Origin of the sequence: Erysipelothrix sp. HDW6B, assembly GCF_011301115.1 — a bacterium.
Lineage (GTDB): Bacteria > Bacillota_I > Bacilli_A > Erysipelotrichales > Erysipelotrichaceae > Erysipelothrix > Erysipelothrix anatis.
Genome location: NZ_CP049860.1, coordinates 88,329 through 111,403 on the forward strand (window position 1 = coordinate 88,329; position 23,075 = coordinate 111,403).

The 23,075-nt window shown below is 38.5% G+C and carries 23 protein-coding genes and 1 other annotated feature; of the genes, 6 read left to right on the forward strand and 17 right to left on the reverse strand.

Annotated elements, in window-relative coordinates; genetic code table 11:
* The first annotated feature begins 45 nt into the window (after nucleotides 1–45).
* Nucleotides 46–275 (forward strand) — a binding site (T-box leader).
* Nucleotides 276–309: 34 nt separating this feature from the next.
* The 5 genes from G7061_RS00475 to G7061_RS00495 all read left to right on the forward strand — a co-directional run bounded on the left by G7061_RS00475 (nucleotide 310) and on the right by G7061_RS00495 (nucleotide 5,144).
* Entirely contained in the window at nucleotides 310–1,332 is a 1,023-nt protein-coding gene (locus G7061_RS00475) for a methionine ABC transporter ATP-binding protein (protein ID WP_159641751.1), read from the forward strand.
* The gene (locus tag G7061_RS00480; protein ID WP_166082574.1) at nucleotides 1,332–2,009 is read left to right on the forward strand and encodes a methionine ABC transporter permease; all 678 of its coding nucleotides are present in this window, start codon (nucleotides 1,332–1,334) and stop codon (nucleotides 2,007–2,009) included. The genes G7061_RS00475 and G7061_RS00480 overlap by 1 nt, the downstream gene beginning before the upstream one ends.
* A gap of 99 nt (nucleotides 2,010–2,108) precedes the next feature.
* Nucleotides 2,109–3,095, forward strand: a complete 987-nt coding sequence (locus G7061_RS00485) for an SAM-dependent methyltransferase (protein ID WP_159634995.1) — start codon at nucleotides 2,109–2,111, stop codon at nucleotides 3,093–3,095.
* Nucleotides 3,096–3,112: 17 nt separating this feature from the next.
* Nucleotides 3,113–4,057: an N-acetylglucosamine kinase gene (locus G7061_RS00490; RefSeq protein WP_166117996.1), complete on the forward strand. Its 945-nt coding sequence runs from the start codon at nucleotides 3,113–3,115 to the stop codon at nucleotides 4,055–4,057.
* Between the two features lie 85 nt (nucleotides 4,058–4,142).
* A complete protein-coding gene (locus G7061_RS00495; protein WP_166117998.1) occupies nucleotides 4,143–5,144 on the forward strand; it encodes an N-acetylglucosamine kinase in 1,002 nt (333 codons plus the stop codon).
* Between the two features lie 741 nt (nucleotides 5,145–5,885).
* Here G7061_RS00495 and G7061_RS00500 read toward each other — a convergent pair.
* Nucleotides 5,886–6,671: a TatD family hydrolase gene (locus tag G7061_RS00500; RefSeq protein WP_166118000.1), complete on the reverse strand. Its 786-nt coding sequence runs from the start codon at nucleotides 6,669–6,671 to the stop codon at nucleotides 5,886–5,888.
* Nucleotides 6,672–6,678: 7 nt separating this feature from the next.
* Nucleotides 6,679–8,016: a tRNA uridine-5-carboxymethylaminomethyl(34) synthesis GTPase MnmE gene (gene mnmE, locus G7061_RS00505; protein WP_166118002.1), complete on the reverse strand. Its 1,338-nt coding sequence runs from the start codon at nucleotides 8,014–8,016 to the stop codon at nucleotides 6,679–6,681.
* 134 nt (nucleotides 8,017–8,150) lie between these two features.
* Here mnmE and G7061_RS00510 point away from each other — a divergent pair, with 134 nt between their 5' ends.
* Nucleotides 8,151–8,396, forward strand: coding sequence for a hypothetical protein (locus G7061_RS00510; protein WP_166082578.1), 246 nt, complete (start codon nucleotides 8,151–8,153; stop codon nucleotides 8,394–8,396).
* A gap of 14 nt (nucleotides 8,397–8,410) precedes the next feature.
* Here G7061_RS00510 and G7061_RS00515 read toward each other — a convergent pair whose 3' ends face one another.
* From G7061_RS00515 to G7061_RS00585, 15 genes are all read right to left on the reverse strand, one after another.
* Entirely contained in the window at nucleotides 8,411–9,157 is a 747-nt protein-coding gene (locus G7061_RS00515) for an NUDIX domain-containing protein (RefSeq protein WP_159634977.1), read from the reverse strand.
* A 30-nt stretch (nucleotides 9,158–9,187) separates the two neighbouring features.
* Entirely contained in the window at nucleotides 9,188–9,736 is a 549-nt protein-coding gene (locus G7061_RS00520; RefSeq protein ID WP_159641745.1) for a Sir2 family NAD-dependent protein deacetylase, read from the reverse strand.
* Nucleotides 9,733–10,296 carry a Sir2 family NAD-dependent protein deacetylase gene (locus G7061_RS00525; RefSeq protein WP_159641744.1) on the reverse strand — a complete coding sequence of 188 codons (564 nt, stop codon included), beginning with the start codon at nucleotides 10,294–10,296 and terminating at the stop codon, nucleotides 9,733–9,735. Before G7061_RS00525 ends, G7061_RS00520 begins: the two co-directional genes overlap by 4 nt.
* A 105-nt stretch (nucleotides 10,297–10,401) precedes the next feature.
* Entirely contained in the window at nucleotides 10,402–11,238 is an 837-nt protein-coding gene (kduI, locus tag G7061_RS00530; RefSeq protein ID WP_240914421.1) for a 5-dehydro-4-deoxy-D-glucuronate isomerase, read from the reverse strand.
* 17 nt (nucleotides 11,239–11,255) lie between these two features.
* A complete protein-coding gene (locus tag G7061_RS00535; RefSeq protein ID WP_159641743.1) occupies nucleotides 11,256–12,089 on the reverse strand; it encodes a hypothetical protein in 834 nt (277 codons plus the stop codon).
* A 212-nt stretch (nucleotides 12,090–12,301) separates the two neighbouring features.
* Nucleotides 12,302–13,429, reverse strand: a complete 1,128-nt coding sequence (locus G7061_RS00540) for a glycoside hydrolase family 88 protein (RefSeq protein WP_166118004.1) — start codon at nucleotides 13,427–13,429, stop codon at nucleotides 12,302–12,304.
* An 8-nt stretch (nucleotides 13,430–13,437) separates the two neighbouring features.
* Nucleotides 13,438–15,372, reverse strand: a complete 1,935-nt coding sequence (locus G7061_RS00545; RefSeq protein WP_166118006.1) for a heparinase II/III family protein — start codon at nucleotides 15,370–15,372, stop codon at nucleotides 13,438–13,440.
* Nucleotides 15,373–15,445: 73 nt separating this feature from the next.
* Nucleotides 15,446–16,273: a carbohydrate ABC transporter permease gene (locus G7061_RS00550; protein WP_201287515.1), complete on the reverse strand. Its 828-nt coding sequence runs from the start codon at nucleotides 16,271–16,273 to the stop codon at nucleotides 15,446–15,448.
* Nucleotides 16,263–17,141: a carbohydrate ABC transporter permease gene (locus tag G7061_RS00555; RefSeq protein ID WP_159634953.1), complete on the reverse strand. Its 879-nt coding sequence runs from the start codon at nucleotides 17,139–17,141 to the stop codon at nucleotides 16,263–16,265. Before G7061_RS00555 ends, G7061_RS00550 begins: the two co-directional genes overlap by 11 nt.
* A 70-nt stretch (nucleotides 17,142–17,211) precedes the next feature.
* The gene (locus G7061_RS00560; protein ID WP_159634950.1) at nucleotides 17,212–18,525 is read right to left on the reverse strand and encodes an ABC transporter substrate-binding protein; all 1,314 of its coding nucleotides are present in this window, start codon (nucleotides 18,523–18,525) and stop codon (nucleotides 17,212–17,214) included.
* Between the two features lie 369 nt (nucleotides 18,526–18,894).
* Complete coding sequence (locus tag G7061_RS00565) at nucleotides 18,895–19,182, reverse strand: hypothetical protein (protein WP_166118008.1); 288 nt, start codon at nucleotides 19,180–19,182, stop codon at nucleotides 18,895–18,897.
* Nucleotides 19,183–19,314: 132 nt separating this feature from the next.
* Nucleotides 19,315–20,895, reverse strand: a complete 1,581-nt coding sequence (locus G7061_RS00570; protein WP_166118010.1) for a hypothetical protein — start codon at nucleotides 20,893–20,895, stop codon at nucleotides 19,315–19,317.
* 189 nt (nucleotides 20,896–21,084) lie between these two features.
* Nucleotides 21,085–21,378, reverse strand: coding sequence for a hypothetical protein (locus tag G7061_RS00575; protein WP_159634941.1), 294 nt, complete (start codon nucleotides 21,376–21,378; stop codon nucleotides 21,085–21,087).
* A gap of 23 nt (nucleotides 21,379–21,401) precedes the next feature.
* Nucleotides 21,402–22,274 (reverse strand): ParB/RepB/Spo0J family partition protein, encoded by an 873-nt coding sequence (locus G7061_RS00580; protein ID WP_207948901.1) that lies wholly within the window; start codon nucleotides 22,272–22,274, stop codon nucleotides 21,402–21,404.
* A 5-nt stretch (nucleotides 22,275–22,279) separates the two neighbouring features.
* Complete coding sequence (locus G7061_RS00585; RefSeq protein ID WP_159634938.1) at nucleotides 22,280–23,056, reverse strand: ParA family protein; 777 nt, start codon at nucleotides 23,054–23,056, stop codon at nucleotides 22,280–22,282.
* Nucleotides 23,057–23,075: the final 19 nt, after the last annotated feature.

Genomic DNA, 23,075 nt, shown 5'->3' on the forward strand with positions numbered 1-23,075 from the left:
TACCGCTTACAATTTGACAATTTCTATGCGATGCATGATAATTACATCAAAGCAACGAAGAGTTGAGTATGTATCAAGTGTTTCTAAGAGAGTCTGACAAGGTGCGAACAGATAAATAACGGATACGGAAAATGGACTTGGAGCTATATGGTCAAGGGAAACCAAAATCATATCGGATCACCCGTTATCGTGTAAGTATTTCGTATACTTGTTAAGGCTTTATTCGTGAGGATAAGGCGCATTAAGGTGGTAACATGAGCGCGCTCATCCTTATGGATGGGCGCTTTTTATTATTAGAAAGGACTTCCTATGATTGAATTTAAAAATGTAACAAAAGAATTTCAAACCAATCACAGCGTTTTATATGCTGTAAAAGATGCCTCGTTCAAAATTAATGCGGGTGAAATTTTTGGGATTATCGGATACAGTGGAGCGGGGAAAAGTACACTCGTACGCTGTATTAATCTATTAGAAAGACCAACCCAGGGTGATGTCATCGTCAATGGAGCCATCATGACCGATCTAAGTCAAAAAGAAATCTTAGAGCACCGTCGTGATATTGGGATGATTTTCCAACAATTTAATCTCATGACATCACGCACTGTCAAAGAGAATGTTTTGCTTGCAATGCATAATACTAAAATGAGTAAAGCTGATAAAAACGCAAAAGCGGAGTCATTACTCGAACTTGTAGGAATTCCCGAAAAACAAGACGTCTATCCTTCCCAACTATCTGGTGGACAGAAACAGCGTGTCGCGATAGCGCGTGCGCTCGCCAATGACCCTAAAATTTTACTGTGTGATGAAGCAACAAGTGCATTGGACCCACAAACGACAAAAACTATACTCACTCTGCTTAAATCGCTGAATCAAAAGCTTGGTATTACCATCGTTGTAATTACCCACGAAATGGATGTCATTAAAGAAATTTGTGACCGTGTCGCAGTTATGGAAAGTGGATCAGTAAAAGAAATTAGTGACGTTGTCTCCATTTTCTCAAAACCACAGGCACAAATTTCCAAGGACTTTGTTGCAAATACAACAAACATTAACCAACTGCATCAGATTTTCCAAGACAACCCCGAAATCATCAATCTCGCAGATGACCAGGAATTGATTCGCATCGATTTCTACGGTGAAAGCACAAAAGATTCCACTATTTCATATATAAGTCGTGTTTTTGATGTTGATACCTCGATTGTCTTCGCGAATATTGAAGTAATTAAGCATGACATTATTGGCTCAATGGTTGTGATTTTATCTGGCGAACGCCGTCATGAAGCACTTGATTATCTACAAACCATCGATGCGAAAGTTGAGGTGTACAAATAATGGAAATTATTACATCACTTGCTCCCAACGTCGCAGCAAACTGGGACGAGTTTATCATTAGTATTATCGAAACTGTTTATATGCTTGCTGTGTCAGGATTCTTTTCCATCATTCTTGGTCTTATTTTTGGAGTTATTCTCGTCACTACAGGTCCTGGAAAGATTTATGAAAATAAAATTGTTCATCAGACTCTAAGTGCTTTCACGAATGTGTTCCGATCGATTCCTTTTGTTATCTTAATTGCAGTCTTAACCGGACTAACACGTGTCATTTCCGGAACAATTATTGGTGCCGAAGGTGTTATCTTCCCATTAATTGTCGCATGTACGCCCTTCTTCATTCGTCAAGTAGATCTCTCGCTTTCAGAAGTCGACAGCGGCTTGATTGAGGCGGCGCAATCTATGGGTTTATCAAGACTCCAAATCATATGGAAAGTCTATTTACGTGAAAGTATTCCCTCCATCTTCAGATCTATCTCAATTACGCTTATTAGTCTTCTAGGCTTATCTGCATCTGGGGCCGTCGTAGGTGGTGGTGGACTTGCATCGTTTGTAATCCGATATGGACATGGACGTTCAATGGCCGATGTCACATGGGTTGGCGTTATTGTCATCCTTGTGATTGTCTTCGTGATCCAAATTGTCTGTGATATTATCATTAAAAAGACAACACACTAACGAAACTCCGCAAAAGTGGAGTTTTCTTTTGTCCCTAATTTTATTCTGAGCGTTGACATGGTATGATGGGTGCAGTTAATAGAAACCTTGAGGAACCTTATGAAATATATCATTACATGTAACGAAAATGCACAATCACATTTAATCTATGAAATTAAGCATCACCCTGGAATGGGAACGCTCACTTGGTTGACGGAGACCGAAGCAATATTAGAAAGTAAACTTCCAATTGATAAACTCAACGAAGTTATCCGTACAACACCCATTGTCTTTATCCGTCATTTATTTGAAATCATCGATCAGGAACCCTTTGAAACCGCTGGCGATTTAATCGAACGTGCGCATATCGACAAGAACCACTCATTCGCCATCCAGATCCGCTCAGAAAAAGCATTCCGTGAAGAGGCAGTTGCATTCCGTAATGATTGGGCTGACCAATTAGTAGCTCAAGGCTATACTCTCGATGTTAAAAACCCTGAACGTGTCATTTCACTATACTTCCATGAGTGGACCATCTACTACGGCTACAATACACCACAACTCCAACTATCGAAATGGTCAGGAGGAATGATTCACTTTTCACGTGATCTCGCACTGATCTCACGTGCCGAGTTTAAACTCCGCGAAGTATTTGACGTCTTCAACATTCCAGTGGACCCTAACGGGCTTGCTGTTGACCTTGGCGCAGCTCCTGGTGGATGGACGTGGGTCTTACAAGAACGTGGATACCATGTCATTGCGGTTGACCCTGCAAAACTTGACCCACGTGTCGCAAAACTCAAAGGTGTCACACACTACAAAGATACTGCACAGCATTTCTTAGATTCAGTGCATGATACTAAGTATGCCATGGTCGTCAATGATATGAAAATGTCATCGAAACTGAGTGTTGAACTTTTTGCGAATGTTGCATCACACCTTGAAGATCATGGATGGGGTATCATCACAATTAAAATGGGGAAAAATTTCCAATACACCCATGTCTTACTCGCACTTGCACAATTACGTAAATCAGTTCGTATTGAAGCAGCACGTCAACTTTTCCATAACCGAAGTGAGTTTACAGTTATTGTTCGCAAGCGTTAATCAAAACAGGAGGTCCTATGTATTATTTAGGAATTGATGGTGGTGGCACCAAAACAGCGTTTATTCTCACAAATCAGTATGGAGAAAGCATCTACCGCAACACATATCCTACAATTCACTATATGCAGGTTGGTCTCAATGGCATCACTCAAATTATTAAAGAAGGTCTTAATGACCTTCTTTCAGTAACTGGGCTTCACGAAACTCTCATTGATTATGCATATATTGGCTGTCCCGGATTTGGCGATATTAAAGATGACGAAGCTTCGATACGAGATGCTATTGCGCACGCTATGGGACCCATTAAGCACCGAGTCGGTAATGATATTGAAAATGCTCATGCTGGGGCACTACAGGGACATGATGGCGTATGTATCATCGCCGGAACGGGTTCAATTGGCATGGGCGTTCTTGGTGAGAAGCGCATTATCAGTGGTGGTTGGCATCATGCATTCGGTGGCGATGAAGGTAGTGCTTATTGGATTGCATCGCAGTACATCACACTACTTCATAAACAAATGGATGGGCGTTATCCCCAATCAAACATGTTTCAATCAGCCGTTCAAGCATTAACATACCATTTCAATGCTGAAGCACTTACTCCAAATACCATCCTACTTCACAATCAACGCACCCATACTGCAGCATTTTCTAGGGTTGTATACACCCTCGCAGAAGCAGGCGATCCGTACGCACTTGAAATATTTCAACAAGCAGCTTTTGAACTTATTCAAATTATTAGAGCCTGTTGTCTCGAACCGGATGCGTCTGTCCGAGTTTCTTATGCGGGAGGCGTCTTCGAAAGTGGAAATCTCATCCTCGACCCCATCAAATCTGTTTTCCCCAATACACAAGCTCCTGTTTTTTCGCCGGATATCGGAAGTGTTATTCTCGCTTTCAAATATGCCAACATTCCATTATCATCCCGTATCTTGAATAACTTGAAAACTATCAACCGATAGTTTTTTTGTTATATCTTGAATTATACTTGTAGTATCTTGAGGTTATACAAGTATAATATACGCTTTTTGCCATAGGTATGACATAATGAATTCAATAAAGAAAGCGAGCATACGAACTATGTATATTCTTGGAATAGATGGTGGTGGCACCAAAACGAAATTTACATTAGTACAAACTGATGGCACAATAATTCACGAATTAATCACCCCTACAATTCACTACCTTCAAGTCGGATTAGAAGGGCTTCACGATACACTTAAAGCTGGATTAGAAAAAGTGGTTCATGATAGCGGTATTTCTCTAAATGAAATCACGGGTTGTTTCGTCGGCTGCCCAGGATACGGTAATATTGCTGAAGATATGAAACAGATTGAAGCTAGTATTGCGCGTGCTTTGGCAGATGTTCCACATGCTGTTGGTAACGATACTGATAACGCACTTGCAGGATCACTAGCAGATGATCATGGCATCTGTGTCATTGCTGGTACCGGTTCAATCGGTCTCGGTATTGATGATAACGGAAACCGCTATACAAGTGGCGGTTGGTATTATACCTTCGGTGGTGATGAGGGTAGTGCTGCTTGGATTGCGCAACATTACATGCAATTATTTACCAAACAAAGTGATGGCCGCCTTCCTCGGACCGAACTCTATGAATACATGAAACAGAAGCATAGCTTTAAAGAGGATTCTGATTTAATTCAGAAATTTGTGATTGAACATGGTGATAACCGAACCATTATTGCACAACTGGCAACAGATATTGGAGTTCTTGCAAAGATTGGCGACCCCTATGCTATAGCACTATTTGAAGAAGCAGGAACAGAACTCGCTAGCCTGGTTCGTAGTATTTATACCAATCTTAATTTCAAAGATACTGTCCGTGTCTCTTATGCCGGCGGTGTCTTCAACAGTGGCGTCTTTATACTTGATCCTTTCAAAGAAGCATTAAGCGACTTGAATGTAGAAATTGTTGCCCCTGTTTACGAACCCTCCCTTGGTAGTGTTATTTTAGGGTTCAAAACTGCATCTATATCCGTAACACCCCAGATTATCTATAATTTAAAACAAAGCATTGCCAATTGACCTTCCTTTTTCTCAATCTTTTGGCAATAACAACAACCATTGCTCCTAACACGATGGTTGTCATCGTACACATCAAGTCTATGATATAGGCTTATAAAGCAAAAGACTCCATATGGAGTCTTTTATTTTGTCTTTGTGTGGCATCGTTGTTGATATAAATCTTGTTAGATGGTCTAGCGCTTGAAAGTAGACAAAAATTAAAATGCTTTTTATATCATTTCCTTTTCATTTTGCGTCTGACTTTACTAATATTTATAAATAAAAATAAAGAAACAACAAGCGAAATATAAATAAATAACATGGAACCGGTGAAATTATGCAAAATATATAAAAATGCGATAATAATTAGCAATAATATATTAGTTAAATAAAGGCTCAACATTTCGTATGTTACATATTTATCTTTTTCTTCCATTATCTGATTTACCCTTCTACTATATGACTATTGTATGTCGTGAACTATATAAAGAAAATATGTTCTAGCTCATGTTGTGATTTTTCATGTTTAAGTGGGATTTATGCATTTTAAAACCGACTCAATCTTTAAATAATTTATCAAAGAATACGTTTAGTCTAACTTCTTTCATAACTTCACTATCTCCGATTGTATCTTACAATACGGCAACAAACACAATTTGTGATAAACAAAAAGGATTAACTTCCGTTGACACAGAAATCAATCCTTGATTATATTAATTCATTGAACCCACCAGAATTCGGAGTTCACTACATTCAGATTTTTTATTTTGTCTTTGTATAGAGACGCTTATAGTTCTCTTGAAGTTGTTCGCGCATATCTTTTCCAAAGTGATTGTTCATATGTTTTCCTACATAGGATACAAACCCTGGTTCATTTTGCTTACCACGCATTGGAACTGGTGCTAAGTACGGCGAATCTGTTTCCGTTAGGATTCGGTTTATCGGCGTAACGTCTAATGCATCGCGTACATTTTGGCCATTTTTAAAGGTAACAACACCACCAAATCCGAGATAAAATCCCATATCTAAAAGTGTTTTCGCATTTTCAACCGAATCAGTATAACAATGAATGACACCGTGATGATTTACAGGATGCTCTTTAAAAATCCGAATCACATCATCAATTGCATCACTTCCATCTTTTTCATTACGAACATGAATGGCAACAGGAAGTTCATACCTATTCGCTAATTCGATTTGACGAATCAACATTGCTTCTTGGTGGGCCTTATACGAATCATCCCAATAGTAATCAATACCGATTTCACCAACACAAACTACTTGTGGATGCGTATAATACGCCTCCATTGCTTTCAGTTCTGATTCTTGCAGTGCATTCAGTTCCATAGGGTGAGCACCAACCGATAAATCAAACAACGGATTCCCTTCGACTTTTGAAAGTGCACGTTCTATTTCAGCTAATGTTCCACAAATAATATTTATTTTGGTAATTCCCATCTCTTGTGCGCGGACCACAATCTCATCAAATGATTCAAACAAAGGGTCACTTGCGATGTGGGCGTGTGAATCAATCCATCCTAATTCCATATTATTCCTACTTTCCAAGGCAAAATCTAGCAAAGATTTCATCCAAGACATTGATGTCCTCTTTTGCCATTACAACGGAAGCCAATTCCACATACGATTCATTAAGATCAATCGTAACAAGATCAAGTTCCATTCCAAATTCCAAGGCTTCAATCGCACGTTTCATTGCCAAATAACTGCGTTGAACTGCTGCGATATGACGCTGATTGGACAATGTTGGTTTGCTTAAAGCTTGAGTATGTTCAACATAACGAACGTTTATAGCCTCCTTTAAGGCATCCATATCCCCATCTAACGCACTCACGTAAACACCCTCTTCATCATGACTTTGAATGAGGTCTTGCTTATTGTAGACGATAATTCGTTCTTTATTTTTTGTTGCTTCAAGTAATTCTAGGTCTTCTTGGTCACGTTTTTTTGACGCATCAAACACTAAGATAGCTAACTCTGCGGATTCGAGAGCCTTGCGACTCTTCTCAATTCCAATACGCTCGATTACATCTCCAGTTTCTCGAAGTCCAGCTGTGTCCACAAGATGAAGGGCAACGTTTTCGAGACGAATCCACCCTTCCACAAGATCTCGGGTTGTTCCGGCTATATCCGTCACAATAGCTTTTTCTTCGTCTAAGAGTACATTAAGAATGCTTGATTTTCCAACATTTGGTTTCCCAAGGATAACCGTCTTAACGCCTTCTTTCATGATTCGACCACTCTTTGATTCTTTTAAGATACGGTCTAAATCCGATAAGAATTCTTTTGACAACGGTAAAATTACATCTTCGGTTAGCACTTGAACATCATCGTATTCAGGGTAATCAATATTTACTTCGATATTTGCAATTATTTGAATCAATCGCTCGAGCAGGGGATCAATCAGTTTTTTAACACTTCCTTGAACTCCTGAAATTGCCATCTCTTGCGCAAATTCATTGGGAGCTTGAATTAATTCCATGACAGATTCCGCTTGTGATAAGTCAATCCGTCCATTTAAAAAGGCGCGTTGGGTAAATTCTCCTGGCTCTGCCATTCGAGCACCTACCGATAAGCATAGTTCTAATACTTTCTTTGTTACTAATACACCACCATGACAGCTTATCTCTACGACGTCTTCTCGTGTGTATGTTTTAGGCGCTTTAAAAACACTCACTAAAACCTCGTCCACGACATTGTTTGTGACAGGATCAACGATGTGTCCGTATTGCACAGTATGCGATTCTGCCTTTGTTAAATCACGAGAAAAAAGTTGATTGGCATAGGCGATTGCCTCAACACCACTCAACCGAATTACGGATATAGCACTTTCTTGAAGTGCCGTAATGATTGAAACTATTGTATCTGTTATCATAGGTTAATTATAAGGATATTTCTTTGTTTAATCAAACTGAATGCTATGACATACGATTTCATTGTGGCGTTTTTGTTCAGTTTCACATCTTAAGACTACATTCTCATTTTATACTGTATTTAATGGAGGGGCTTATGATTTATAACAAAAATCGTTACATTCTTATTTTAATCATCGTTTTTAACTGTGTCGTTACGGCAGCATGTTATGTCATTCTTACGTCACTTATTGGTTTCAATTTAAACATGAACTATCCAACACTATACGATCAAATTGGATTTACCTTGCCTTTTTTTCAGTCGTTGGCATTAATCGCAGTTTTCGTCAATATTTTGGGTTTTATCTATATCGCAATAAAGACATTCGGAAGATCGTATTAATCTGACGAATGTCTTTATTGTAATGGAATTGGATTGAGCCATTGTTCTGCAGAAACAATGATAGATTCCCAGTAGGTTCCTGCAACCGCTTGATAGGCTTTATCATATGACATCCATGCATATGTTTCAATTTTTGGATGTTTCATAACTTCTTGTTCGGTGTCGATAGACCCCAGATACAGAATGATTTTCTTATGATACTGATCACGGTAGTCGTACTCTAGTACAAAATGCGTTGTCTCGACACTGTCAACCGATAATCCTACTTCTTCGTAAAGCTCGCGATTTGCGGTATCCCATGATAACTCATCACGTTTGATACGTCCTTTAGGTAATGACCAGTTCTCTTGGTCTTGGAGTCGAATCAACAAGTATTCACGCTCAGGATGTTCACGATATACTAAAAACCCAGCCGATACTTTATAGAGTGCATCAATCGTAATATTGAAGTACTGTTCCTGAAAGTTTACTTGCCGTAAAATGTCGTCATGATAGAAAATAGCCCCCTCTTGAGCCACTACCCATTTCGTAATTGGACTATTGTCACGATGAATAACAGCGATAACTTGTCCCGTAAATTCTGACACTGGCCCTTCAACACCAACTAAGTAAGCGTCTTGGAGTTCGTTATCATGTGTATATACACCCTCTACCTCACCATAATTTAGTTCGTAAAGCAACGAACTATAAACAGGATGCATACTTCCCATTGGGCGGTGTATCTTAACTTTTACTGTGCGACCTAATATCGTTGTTTCCATACATCCTCCTTTAGGGCTTGTCTATCCCCATCAAGCATTTCGTGATAGAAAATCTCGTACTTTTGAAGTTGCATCATCTTGAATTTCTATGATGTTAGCGCCATTCATATAAGCGATTTCACGTATCTGAACGGCAATTTGTGTATAACGCGATGCACCAATCACCAAAAGAATATCTCCAGATTCTAATTTTGAAACTTTCTGAATTGCTTTGGCATAATTGGGTGCTGGATCGCCATAAAGAACGGGCTTATGAAAGAGTTCATGTGCATACTCAATTTCATCTTCAGAAGGGAGTACTCCATGAACTTCAAGAACTTGGGTACTTCCGGCACGTTCATGCAACCCATCAATATTCATCGTAATGATTGGAATTTTGTATTCCGCAAGAGCGCGATGTGCATCATTAGGTTCCGCATTTTTTACTGCATTTACAAGGTCACGAATCGTTTCTTGATACTCATGAGGATGTGCCGTCGCAAATGTCCGGTACAAACGATCACGCACTTCAGGCATCTCCATGAATGTGTTAATGCCTGAGTCTTTACTAATTCCTGCTCCTGTAAATGCTAATATCATACTTGTATACCCGCCTTTATAAGATTCTCTAGAACAATTCGAGTATTCGCTACCGCATTCTGTTGAATTTCAATAACATGGGCGCCATTTTCTGCTGCAATGCGGCGAATGTCATTGGATATGACGGTATACTCCGATGCTCCTATTACTAAAAGTATATCATCTTTTCCTAACTTTTTAATAGCCTCAATGCCTTTTGGATAGTTTGGAGCTGTTTCACCATAGAGTACGGGACGATTTTCTAGGTCTAAATCATTATCGATTTGAAACTGTGTCGGAATTGTACCGTGTAAGTTAATCGGCTTACTTCCAGCCTTTTCATGCAATCCATCAACATTCATAGTCAATATTTGAACACCATATTCAGCTAATGCAAGATGAGCATCATTGGGTTTTGCAACCATGAACAAATCATGCATGTTGTATACGGAGTTACGGAATGCATCGGGATTATTTTCTAAGAATTCTTTATTCAACATTTGACGGACCCCCGGCATCTCATCAAATGTTTTAAGTCCTGAAGCTTTACTAATTCCAGCTCCGGTTAATGCTATAATCATATATTTTTTACGTCTCCTCGTCTTAATATCCATTATACGCAAGTTCCGGGGATAGTCAGTTCAAATGCACAAGCACAAAAAAAGGATACAACGTATCCTTTTTGATTAACGTAAGTCTTCCATTGCGACATGGTCCATGTCGTCATATGTAATATTTTCCCCACACATTGACCAGATGAATGAGTAGTTTGATGTCGCTACACCCGTATGGATTGACCAACTTGGTGAGATACATGCTTGTTCATTTGATACGAGTAAATGACGTGTTTCTTGAGGTTGACCCATAAAATGGAACACTCGGTTTCCTTCGGGAATATCAAAGTAAAGATACGTTTCCATGCGACGTTCGTGAGTATGACTTGGCATGGTATTCCATGATGAACCTTCCTTTAAAATCGTATATCCCATTTGAAGTTGGCAACTTTCGCATACATTTGGATGAATATACTGGAAAATTTCGCGATCGTTCATGCTCTTTGCTTCACCTGCAAGGCGTGGTGTAATTTGATCTATGCTAATTTTAATGTTTGGATATTTTTTATGTGCAGGTACCGAGACAACATAGAATTTTGCTGGGTTACTTGCATCGTTTGACATGAATTGAATGTCTTTAGTTTCTTTTCCAATGTAGAAACCATCTTGTTTTTCCATGGCGAACGTTTCACCTTCAATCGTGATGGATCCACTACCACCAATGTTGATGACACCTAATTCACGACGTTCTAGAAAGTAATCCACACCGAGTTCTGTGCTTAAGACGATTTCTAATGGTGTCGTTGTTGGTGTTACACCACCAAAAATCATACGGTCATTGTGCGTATATGTTAACAAGATATCTCCAGGAATAAAGATTGACTCAACCAAATATTGTTCGCGTAATTCGGTTGTATTTAAACGCTCCATTTCACGAGGACTTGCTGCATAGCGTGTTTCTAATTTCATAATAAAGGCTCCTTATCTTATTTGTTAGTTCCGAAAACTTCAAGTTGGGTGAGGGCTGGGAATGGTCCTGGCTCTCCTTTAATCAATGAATGCATTGTTAGTGACGTAATGGTTTTTGCTTCGAATTTGAAGACTTGACGGGCATCCGTTTTAACGGTCTCAAAGACTGCTTCGGATCCATCATCAAATGACATCGATACTTGATTCCACCACGTATCATGAGGGAAATCACAGCGCAACGTAATACTAATCATATCTGTCACAATCTCACGTCCAAAATCAATCGTTAGTGCTGCATCATCTTGTTGGTTAATACCCCAAGATTGATATGGGTACGCTCCATGATCATCATTAGCCCAAACACCATCAATTGCATTACGCGCAAAGAAAGTTGGGTCATTTCGCGTTTCCACATTGGCTGAGGCATGTGGGTATACCCCTTTGTTGAGATATTCTGCGTGGCGGTTTAATGCCAAGTTGCGATACTGACTAATTTCAAAATCATAAGCATAACGTGCATAAATATAGTGACCATTTCCGGTGAATGATGTATCTTTCAAAGCACTACGTTCTAATTGTTCAAATGGTATTTGATAATCCCATGTTATTGCATCTTTAATGTAGACTAGGCTGGGTTCGAATGTGTCATCGAACTTGACCCAAACGTATTGATTAGGCTGATCAACTTCAAGGCGAATAAAATCTCCTTCTTGAAGTGCAATTTTGCGACTTCCAATGTGAACCGCATCTTCCGATTCGCCATACAGTAAACGATCTGGCAATTCATATTTAGGATCAAATTTTTCACGTACGATCTGATTGTCTTTGTTGTAAATACCTAATTTAATCATAGATTCTCCTTTTACCAATAGGGTTAATTGTGATGGCATATGCTTCATGTTTCGTTATATTCAACGCAACGACACATGCAACTACATTTCTATCATACCATATACTTTTTGTAGAACTGCCGGGTTCAGGCAATAGATTGCGAATAACGTGCAGTATCGCAATTATTTAGTAAACAGTACTAGTAAACCGGTTATATAAATATGCGTTTTTGTTACCAGTATGGCTTCCATGACGGATTGTTGAGGCGCATCAGAGCTTCAACATAAAAGTAATCTCCCCAAATATTTCCTTCTTCTATGCCAAAATTGTCATGCCACGAATATACACCTTCATTAAGAAGCGCATGACCCTTTGCCGGTTTTTTATTGGCATAATTTTTGATGAGGCTAAGCATAATTGCATCAACTGCTGACTCTATCTTTTTCTTATAGTCGCTATCTGTGATATGGGGTAGCATCTCGAGCATACCGCATACCGCAATTGCAGCCGCACTGCTATCACGCGGTTGGTCTGATCCATCATTAAAAATCAAATCCCAGTAAGCGACCTGGTTTTCTGGTAATTTTTCGAGAAAATAGTCAGTAACTGCCATAAATTGGCTCATGGTCTCAGTCAGCGGATAATGTTTATAGCCAAGAGCAATTCCATAAATTGACCACGCTTGCCCCCTGGCCCATGACGAGTCATCACTAAACCCTTGACGCGTCAATCCATGACTTGGAATGTGTGTTATTGGATCAACGTAATAGGTGTGATAACTACTCCCGTTATCTCGAATGAGGTACGTTAAACAAATTTGATAATGTCGATCAGCTATGTCACGATACTCACTAATTCCAGTTTCTTCATTGGCCCAATATAAAAGGGGTAAATTTAAGAGCGAATCAATAATAAAGCGATGTTCTTGAGGATCATTTTTAGCACCCCACGCTTGGATAAAACCTGGATTTTCGTGCCATCTTGTGATGAGTTTGTCTGCAGCTCTAAGGGCAACTTCTTTCGCTGCTTCATCTCCTGTTAGGCGGTATGATGCCACACACGACAACGAATAAAGAAATCCCATGTCATGATGGTCAAGCACAATATTACGGTCCATACGATCTATAAATGAGATGACATGACGTTGTGCCATCTCACGATAAACTGGTTGTTGTTGATATTCAAACATCATCCACAATATACCTGTCCAAAAACCTTCTACCCAGTCTTCATTTTTTACCTTCTGATATTGGTTCTGAAGTGTCGAAGCCGACGGAAATGTGTCTTCAAAATATTCCATATTTAATGCTGTTTGGATTGCTACACGATCCAACGCTTGCTTTATTATTTCTGCTGTCATAAGTACTCCTATCGTAGTTTTTCTTCATAAATAAGGGACTCGCCATCAGTCACAAAATGAATGAGTGTTCCGTAAAAATAATGACCTGAAACCACGTAGACCTTGCGGCCATCTTGAGGCTCTTGGTGTTGTATCAAAACATGTTCGTATACTGTATCAATCTCGAAGCGATAACAACTCACAATAGTCGGATCAATAAGTGCTCCGTGTTCGTCATAGACCGGTACACTCGTGATATCTTGATACTGCACAGGACTTAAGTATGTGACTGCTTTTTGTTCAGCATGTTTTTTAATGATGCGGACTGTTTCTCTTTTTTTATTATAAGTTTCTGAAACTTCTGTTGTTTCTTGAATCCATGGCTGTGTTGAACCAAAACTTTGAACTTGATACCCGGTTTCATGATGGATTGCTGTCTGTCCTGAAATGGTGACATCTTCTGAATTAAAGATAAAATGATGGGTTAGTGCTTGATTTTGTTGACCGTGAGACGTATCAATGACGAGAATCCGCATATCTTCTAACGCAATTACCTCACGTTGAACATATACAGCATTGGCGACAGTACTATACCCAAAGTGGCCAGCCTTTAAATAAGTGAGACGTGATCCATCAATGAATTCACGGTTCTCTGCCGCAACGTTCTTTAATGTATCCCATGCATCTTTATGTTCATTGTAGTCCTGATCATCCAATAAAACAGTATTATGGGCACGTGAACTCTTAAATTTTAGACGTGATTGATTGGCTTCAAAATAGGTAAATCTTCCTGAATCAATAAGGACCGGTTTGAAACGGTACATAAGTTCTAAATGCAACAAGTCATCATGACCATGTCCCCCTCCTAACGGACCATGCGTAAACATAAGAAAGTTTCCAGATGCTGCATGCTTAATGATAGAAATTCCAGACTCATACATATGCGTCGAGATTAATGCTGAATTTACATCGCTTGCGGTTTCGTTAATCCCTGAGAGCATGACTGAAAAGAGATTTCCTCTTGCTCCTTCGACATCACGACCCAAAACTGTTTGCGCAAAAGCCAGAATTCCATCCATAACCTCGACATCGCTATCTCCAAAATTACTTTGGGTACTATCTGGACGTCGTAGGTTTTCTGAAGCACGGGTCATCAGTTCCGCACTTTCAAGGAAAAGACTGTGTGACTTTAGCCCATTTTGCTTTTGAATCCATAATGCTTGGAGTAAGACCATTAAGACCTCATGATGATACATAAACGATTGTTCCCACTGGAGTCCATCACGGTTAATCTGCAGCTTCATACAGAGTTGCAGCAAAGATACTGCATTTTTATAAGTACTTCGTTTGGACGCATCGTGATATCTAAATATTTCGTAGACAATGACACTACTAGTTTCAATTGCAACCCAATTACTCTGTGCACGGATGATACTGAGATTATCGGAGACATGCTTAGCCTGCTCATCCAATGACACACAAAGACGGTTTGCCCATTGTGTATCCAAAACTTCCATCACGCGTAATGCATCAATAATCCGAATCCAATTGTTCATGCGAATGGCGGTATCTATTGTTCGCCAACTGAATGGATGATTTGCTTCTGTATGCGGATTTTCCAGAATCCATAAATCAATAAAATCCATGAGATAGGCGATGTATTTAAAATCGTCTGTTAGCGCATAGGCAGCCCACAAATCATTTAAGAATGTATGACGGTGAAACATATACGACCATTCTAGATCACTATTATGGACATAGTTCCATTCACGATCCATTTTGGGTAGGTTAATTGGTTCGTGAGAACGTTCCATATCCCATTCATTATCAAACACAAACGTATCTGTAAGTAAAAGATCTGCACGTGCGATAAGTGCACGTCGTTCCGTACTATCGAGAACCATTAGTGTTTGTTTTAATTTGTGACGTGTCAAATTAATATTACCAACAAATGAATCATGCATAGATTCTTATCTCCTTTAGATTTTATTCATAAAAAGACTGCTTCAAGCCGTTTCGCTCCAAGCAGTCTTAGCATTATTTAATTGCTGAATCCAAATTGGTCGCTTTGAATTTTGTTTGTAACCAACCGTAGATTAAAATGATTGGAATTACTGATGTAGCAAGCAATGCCATTAAAGCACCGTAGTTTAAGGGATCGTAGAAGTTTTGTGTCATATTTTGAATGATAAGTGGCACTGTAAATTTCTTTGGATCTGTTAACATAATTAATGGCATGAGATATGCATTCCAGTATGCCATGAATGTAAGCAGTGCGGTCGTAATGATACTTGGAATTAAAATCGGAACTACAATTTTCGAGAATATCGTCCATTCATTGGCACCATCAATACGTGGTGCCTCCAAGATTTCATCAGGAATCTGTTTAGCATACTGACGCATAATAAATACAGAGTTTGTCGATGCAAGTGCAGGAATGATTACACCAGCATAGGTGTTTGTTAGTCCAAGCTTGCTTAAGATATAGAATTGTGGAATGATCACAGCAAATTGTGGTACCATCCGTGAAACCATAACGAGGTTAAACATCAATTTTTGACCTTTAAACTTGTACTTAGCCATAACATATCCCGCTAAAGTAGTGATAAACGTTGAAATTACTGTTCCGACAATTGTAATAATTGCTGTATTCATCAAGACCCGTACGTAATCATATTTCTCTTGAACTTCGCCAATGTTAGCACCAAAGTGTGGTCCAAATTTGAAATTTAATGTTGTTCCAAGGATGACTTCATTGGTTTGTGTAGATGAAATAATCATGTATAGGTATGGAAGCGCAAAGACAACAACACCACATATTAATACGAAATAAATTAGAGTTAATGATGGTAATTTACGCTTCATTATCTTTACCTCCAAGCTTGAACTGAATTATTGATAGAACTGCTGATACAAAGACCATTGTCCATGAAATTGCTGATGCACGACCGAAGTCAACCATCTCAAAGCTTGTTTTATAGAGGTTAACCCCTACAGTAACAACAGATGATTCTGGACCGAATCCATTTTTGAACAAGATGTTTGGAACTTCAAATGCTCCCAAACCGTTAATCGTCGATAGGATGATTGCCATCAAGATAACAGGTTTCAGCATTGGGATTGTAATGCGGAAGAATTGTTGGACTTTGTTGGCTCCATCTATATCTGCACTTTCGTAGATCTCACCTGGAACATTTTGCAACCCTGCTAAGAAGAGGATTGTATAGTAACCAACATTGAGCCAGATTGAAACTATTATGATTGATACACGAGCCCAGAATGGGTCAGTTAACCATGGAATGGGTCCTAACCCTACCAATGCAAGTACTTGGTTGAATAGTCCGGTAGGATTGTAAAATGTTAAGAAAATAGACGATACTGCAACAATTGAAGTAATCGCAGGAAGATAGTAAACCGTACGGAAGAACGTACGTCCTTTGACCATCGGTTTATTAAGAATTACCGCAAAGATTAATGCGAGTAGTATTGTAATCGGAATTGAACCGGCCATAAAAATAAAGACGTTCACATACGATTTGAAGAATAATGGATCTTTAAAAATCCCTATAAAGTTATCGAATCCCACCCACTCAAACTGAGATGAAATTTTCATAAAGCTAAAGAAGAGAGATGCGATAGTAGGTATTAGCACCGTTAGGACAAAGAAGAAAATAAACGGCGACAACATTTTATAAGCTGATTTGGATTGTTGTGATTCGATATTGCTTTTCATATATGCTCCTTAATAATCAAAGAAGCACCCTCCGCAATAAACCTGAGAAGGTGCTCATAAATCAGAGTACTTAGTTCACTTTAATGCCATATTTTTGAGCAAAATCGTTTGCTTGTTTTTCGAGTGCTGTTTTTACATCTGCACCGTTATACTGAATGTCATAACTTGCTTGTTGAATATAGTTTGCAAGGTCTGTTGAATATGGATAAACATATCCATTCACACTTGTTTTACTAATTTCATTGAGTTCTTCGAGAATGCTTTGGTTACCGTAGTATTCGAATTGTTTCTTAGCAGCTTCTGTTTCATATGCTTCCATGTTTGCAGGAAGTCCCATGAATCCCATGTATGCTTGTAATGCATCAAGGTCTGTGAGTGCAAATGTAATGAATTGGTACGCAGCCGTTGCATTTTCAGAATTTTTTGTAACATAGTAGCTTGATCCACCACTCATTGGAGCAACGTCTTTACCTTCAATCATTTGTGGTAATTTTGCGACACGCCAGTTTCCTGAATCATCTGGGAAATCTTTTGATTGCATTGACGCTAACCAACCACCTTGTAAGATAACACCTGTTTCTTGTCCAATTTTAATATAGTCATTTGATGGTCCATAAGCTGCAAGATCTGCTTCTTGAATTTGGTTTACTACATCGTATGCTTTAATTACAGCATCATTAAGCAAGTTCAAGTTTCCTGCTTCATCAAACATAGATACTTCTTGTTGTTCTGTCAGATAGTTGATCATATCGACTTCACCAGTATCACGCATGTACATTAATTTTTTACCTGTAGCTGCATTAAGTTTTTTACCTGCTTCAATGAATTGGTCCCATGTTTTAACTTCTTCCATGTTGACACCAGCTTCTTTGAATGCCGCATCGTTATAGAACATTGCTGCATTACCCCAGTCATTAGGGAATCCAAATGTTTGTTTACTTGGTGCAATATTTTTAAGCATGTTCATTTTTGCTGGGTAGAATTTGCTTCCGTGTTCACCAACAAATCCGAATGCTTCAGCAGAGTAGAAACGGTCTTCGAATTTTTCAAAGATAGAACCTGCTACTGAATCTTGCATGAATACTAATTCTGGCATTTTTTCATCTGATACAAGCATTGGTGTAATTTTTTGTACCATTGGAATTGCTGGAGCAACATCAACTAAATCTAATTTTAGATTCGCTGAGTATTTTTGATTATATAATTCCATTGACTTTGTAAGATAGTCAGAGTTTTTTCCTTTTGGCGCATAAATTTGAATCGTTCCTTCAAGAACGCGTTCTGCTTTGGCCATATCTGCTTCAGTTTGAGCACCACCGCTAGCTTTTGACCCACAAGCAGTAAGCACTAATAAACTCAATAATAATACTAGTATTTTCTTCATACTATTTCCTCCTGGGATACACCTATTTGTAATGACTCGAGTTGAGCCGCTACTGACTTTTAGTAATGTATGCACTTACATAATACGGCTTAATATCTTATCGAGCCATAATAATCTTGTGCTTGCTTTATGCTTTCTTGCTATAGACAAAATAACTTATAATTGTACATGTAAGGGGTACCAAGAACATGATAACTTATAGCAAGATAATATATAAGAGAATTATTTAAAATAATCGAAATGTGCAACCACTTACACATCATCGATTGTTTTATTGTTATTTTTCTTTGGGAATTATTGCAAATATAGTCGAAATAAAAGGAAAGTGTGCTTAATCACTCTCCTTTTCAATGTCATACTGTTACCTGTTTAATCCCATCCTTTTGATGCCGTTGTCTGTTTTCTTCGCAACATCATAAAGTAAAGGATGACTGAAACAATTAGAAATACCGTCATTCCCAGACTCAAATCTGAAACAATCGAATTTGATAAATCACGAACGCTTGCAATATTATCCCCAGAACTGTATGCAATATCAAAAAATAGGTACCCCACAAAAAAATCATAAATTTGAAGATAAAGCATCACACCCAGATAAACCAATATAATCCAAATCAGCAACGCATGTTTAACGATCATTTGCCACAATTTTTTCATTGCACCCTCCACAATTGTTCGTCTTCTTCAAGCTTTACCATGTTTAACGAAAATGACGTCAAATTATGATTAACTCGCATTCTTTAGCGCTTATGTTGTGACTCCTTGATTCCTAGAAAAAAAACACACTGTTTAGCGTGTCTTTTGATCGAGGCCAATATTTGCATAAAGACCACTTTCGTTTTTATAGAAATCTAATGGATCGTTTGAAACAGGCACTCCAGCATCAATAGCGGGTGATGTCATCAAGACCTTGAAACCGTTCAGAGCTGACCAGTCCGTTACATCACGCGTTTCCATTTCCTTATTAAGAATCGTTCCTGGAAAATCTGTATTTACAAACTGCGGATCATCATACGAAGGTTGCACATCAGGAATCGTTTCAAAATCAGGTATATTATTACCAACATAGAGATTATGGCGGTACTGCCATTTATCTTTCTTTGTATAAGTACCAGTACCATGATTTACGAAAATGTTATTAAATATTTCTGCATGGTTATTACCACCTTGAGCAACCATATGATTCGTATTCATCGTCTCATCCAGATAGAAGACATTATTATGAACTTGAATGTTTTGAGCGGTGTCACCAACACCAATTGTAAAGGTTTGATATAAGTCGTTATAACTTAGGTTATAACGGAAGATACAGTCGACAATCCCATTACCCTCATTTTCAGGACAAATAAGGAGTGTTCCCCCTTCATTTCCATAAGAGTAATTGTATTGGTAAATCGTTCCTTTGTTAGCTTGGTCAAAGTCCCACGGCATTCCATCACGAATGGATATCCCACCCGTTGCTTCGTTGTACTGGAATAACGCATTATCACTATTCCAAACCCACATTCCTGCATTAAAGCCTTCAGATGTTGTATTGTAACCGTCAATAAAGTTATATTCGATGATTGCAGATTCTGTCATATGAGGCGCAATCCCATCACCACCAATATTAAATAACTTGTTACGGGCAATATAAGTATTTAAGATAGGAGTCCAAGGCGTTTTTGTTTTATCACCATACAAGAAGTCAGCATGGCGTAATAAATCACGACTCTTCCAATCAGTCCAAAAGATAATCCCTGAACGGTCGATGTTTCTTAATTCGTTATTTTCAATTCGGATTCCATCAAATGTGCTCCGTTGATTGACTGAATGTTCCGCTGGAATCCCCTCCAAAATATTAGGAATTAATACACTGAACTGTATTCCTGCACTTCCATCAGCATCTTTTTTATCTTCACCTTGAATATCGTGAATATACATATCATGGATGTAGAAATCATGTAGCTTGGTTATCGTATCGAGGTTGGTAACCTGATTAGTGTCATTTCCGTAGTTAACGTTTTGAATATCTATACCACGACGTGGACCAGGTACAGCACCTTCAGGATTTTTATTTGTTATTTCTAAATGTGATATTTCCCAGAATTCTTGATTGACGAGTAAAATTACAGACGTGACACCCATGCCGTGTATTGCTGGCCGTGCCCCTGTACCATATGAACCTATTTTAATGCGCTTATCGACGGTTCCAGAACCGTGTGGATGCAATTGTCCAAACCATTCACAATCCGTTTTAAATAGAATTGAATCTCCCGGTTGAAATAGTATCGTATTAACATTCTTGAGCGACTGCCATGCTTCGTGAGAACTGGTTCCGCTATTTGTATCATGACCTAATTGTGCATCTACATAATAAATTTGTGCCATACTATCGTGTCTATAGAATATACTAATGTGCATTCTACCTTTCTATCTTATAGATTACGAAAAATTATACCGTATTGCTATGAAAACATTGAGAATTTCATGTGTTATCTTGCTTTTTGGATACTATCGCAACTATGTGCGTTTCTTAAGTTTTTTCAAAGAAAAACTCTCGGTATTTAATACCCAGAGTTATTGTTTCTTGATAAATTTTCGGTATAGTATCGTAACTAACAACACAACACACAATACAAGTGTTATTGAGAAGAGCTGAACTAGTAGAAAATCATTTATAAATCGAATAATAAAGATGTCGGAATTAATAGCAAACAATGGCATTGGTTCCATACTACTAAACACGGCAACATATATTCCTATCCCACCCAGAATAAAGATATCGATGTATTTTTTTCGATACATCCATATTGCGAGCGGTATCGCACTTAAGGCACCAATCATCGCAATTACTTGAAAGAATAATGGCATATGTCCTCCTTACCGGATCATTACTATTCCATAACTCCTAAAATTTCTAAGATTCTGTTTAAGTCATCATCATCTGAGAAATGAATTGTTACTTTTTTATTATCTACATTGATACGTGTCTGAAGTTTCTTTTCAAACAGTGACTTCACATAGCTGTACTCAGGATGCTCCGAAGTTTTCTTTTCGCTCGGTTCATCGGTTTGCCCTTGTTTATTGACAAGTGCCTCAGCCTCACGAACTGATAATTTGCGATCATAGATTTCTTGAGCGATACGAATGATTTCTTTATCGTCTTCTAGTGTTACAAGCGGACGAACATGACCCATCGTTAATTTATTCTCACTTACCATCTCTTGGACCGCTTTTGGCAAGCGTAAAAGTCTGAGCAAATTGGTAATATGACTGCGTGATTTGCTGACACGTGATGCGACTTCTTCTTGAGTTAACCCAAGACGTTCAATTAGGGATTGATATCCCATAGCTTCTTCAATGACATTTAAATCTTCACGTTGAACGTTCTCAATAATCGCAATTTCCATCATTTGTGAATCATCAAATTCAACAACGATAGCTGCAATTTCTTTGAGACCTGCAAGTTTTGACGCACGTAAACGGCGTTCTCCTGCAACAAGCTCATATCCTTTTTTAGTTTCTCGAACTAAAATTGGCGTAAATAAACCGTGTGTTTTAATTGATTCGGCCAACTCTGCGATTTTCTGTTCATCAAAGTGGCGGCGTGGTTGATACGGGTTTGTACGAATATCTTTAATGTTGATGACGTTTTTAACGCCTCCAAATGCATCGTTTTTTCCCTGTTGAATATCTTCTAAGACATTACTTACATCGTCTCCAAAGATGGCTCCAAGTCCACGTCCAAGGCGATTGCTATCGACCATGTATATCAACTCTCTTTCTTATTCTGCGATAAAACTTCTTTTGCTAATGAAGCATAAGCTTTTGCACCTTCGGATTTGAGGTCATATTCAAAAATCGTATTGCCTCGAGATGGTGCTTCAGATAATTTAACATTTCGCGGTATATTACTTTTGTAGACGCGTTCTTTGAAATACTTACGAACCTCTTGTTGAACTTCGACACTCAAACGTGTACGAACATCAAACATGGTAAGGAGTACGCCTTCAATTTTTAATTCTGGATTAAACAGTTTTTGTACAAGGCGAATGGTTGAAAGTAATTGTGTTAATCCTTCCAAAGCATAGTATTCACATTGTACTGGAATTATTACGGAATCTGCTGCAGTTAATGCATTTGTATTCAGTAATCCCAATGATGGTGGACAATCGATAATAATGAAATCGTATTTGTCTTTGACTGATTCTAATTTATTTTTAAGTAAACGTTCACGTCCTACTTTAAACTCAACCATCTCAAGATCAGCACCTGCTAAATCGATGGTAGCAGGAATTAAATCCATTGGTGGTGTTGTTAGCGAAATCGCTACATCTTCTACTTCTTTATCTGTAAGGATTAGGTCATAGGTGCTGTCTTTAATTGACATACGACTTGCGCCAACACCTTGCGATGCGTTTCCTTGTGGATCCAGATCAATTAGTAGAACTTTTTGACCTAAGTAAGCTAATCCTGCAGATAAGTTGATACTGGTCGTTGTTTTTCCTACGCCACCTTTTTGATTTGCTACGGCTATAATTTTCCCCATTGACTCACATCCTTTATTT

Excerpts from the sequence above, each read along its gene's own strand:
- G7061_RS00475 (WP_159641751.1), top strand. The coding sequence starts at position 310 with ATGATTGAATTTAAAAATGTAACAAAAGAATTTCAAACCAATCACAGC.
- G7061_RS00480 (WP_166082574.1), top strand. The coding sequence starts at position 1,332 with ATGGAAATTATTACATCACTTGCTCCCAACGTCGCAGCAAACTGGGAC.
- G7061_RS00485 (WP_159634995.1), top strand. The coding sequence starts at position 2,109 with ATGAAATATATCATTACATGTAACGAAAATGCACAATCACATTTAATC.
- G7061_RS00490 (WP_166117996.1), top strand. The coding sequence starts at position 3,113 with ATGTATTATTTAGGAATTGATGGTGGTGGCACCAAAACAGCGTTTATT.
- G7061_RS00495 (WP_166117998.1), top strand. The coding sequence starts at position 4,143 with ATGAATTCAATAAAGAAAGCGAGCATACGAACTATGTATATTCTTGGA.
- G7061_RS00500 (WP_166118000.1), bottom strand. The coding sequence starts at position 6,671 with ATGGAATTAGGATGGATTGATTCACACGCCCACATCGCAAGTGACCCT.
- mnmE (WP_166118002.1), bottom strand. The coding sequence starts at position 8,016 with ATGATAACAGATACAATAGTTTCAATCATTACGGCACTTCAAGAAAGT.
- G7061_RS00510 (WP_166082578.1), top strand. The coding sequence starts at position 8,151 with ATGATTTATAACAAAAATCGTTACATTCTTATTTTAATCATCGTTTTT.
- G7061_RS00515 (WP_159634977.1), bottom strand. The coding sequence starts at position 9,157 with ATGGAAACAACGATATTAGGTCGCACAGTAAAAGTTAAGATACACCGC.
- G7061_RS00520 (WP_159641745.1), bottom strand. The coding sequence starts at position 9,736 with ATGATATTAGCATTTACAGGAGCAGGAATTAGTAAAGACTCAGGCATT.
- G7061_RS00525 (WP_159641744.1), bottom strand. The coding sequence starts at position 10,296 with ATGATTATAGCATTAACCGGAGCTGGAATTAGTAAAGCTTCAGGACTT.
- kduI (WP_240914421.1), bottom strand. The coding sequence starts at position 11,238 with ATGAAATTAGAAACACGCTATGCAGCAAGTCCTCGTGAAATGGAGCGT.
- G7061_RS00535 (WP_159641743.1), bottom strand. The coding sequence starts at position 12,089 with ATGATTAAATTAGGTATTTACAACAAAGACAATCAGATCGTACGTGAA.
- G7061_RS00540 (WP_166118004.1), bottom strand. The coding sequence starts at position 13,429 with ATGACAGCAGAAATAATAAAGCAAGCGTTGGATCGTGTAGCAATCCAA.
- G7061_RS00545 (WP_166118006.1), bottom strand. The coding sequence starts at position 15,372 with ATGCATGATTCATTTGTTGGTAATATTAATTTGACACGTCACAAATTA.
- G7061_RS00550 (WP_201287515.1), bottom strand. The coding sequence starts at position 16,273 with ATGAAGCGTAAATTACCATCATTAACTCTAATTTATTTCGTATTAATA.
- G7061_RS00555 (WP_159634953.1), bottom strand. The coding sequence starts at position 17,141 with ATGAAAAGCAATATCGAATCACAACAATCCAAATCAGCTTATAAAATG.
- G7061_RS00560 (WP_159634950.1), bottom strand. The coding sequence starts at position 18,525 with ATGAAGAAAATACTAGTATTATTATTGAGTTTATTAGTGCTTACTGCT.
- G7061_RS00565 (WP_166118008.1), bottom strand. The coding sequence starts at position 19,182 with ATGAAAAAATTGTGGCAAATGATCGTTAAACATGCGTTGCTGATTTGG.
- G7061_RS00570 (WP_166118010.1), bottom strand. The coding sequence starts at position 20,895 with ATGGCACAAATTTATTATGTAGATGCACAATTAGGTCATGATACAAAT.
- G7061_RS00575 (WP_159634941.1), bottom strand. The coding sequence starts at position 21,378 with ATGCCATTATTCTTTCAAGTAATTGCGATGATTGGTGCCTTAAGTGCG.
- G7061_RS00580 (WP_207948901.1), bottom strand. The coding sequence starts at position 22,274 with ATGGTCGATAGCAATCGCCTTGGACGTGGACTTGGAGCCATCTTTGGA.
- G7061_RS00585 (WP_159634938.1), bottom strand. The coding sequence starts at position 23,056 with ATGGGGAAAATTATAGCCGTAGCAAATCAAAAAGGTGGCGTAGGAAAA.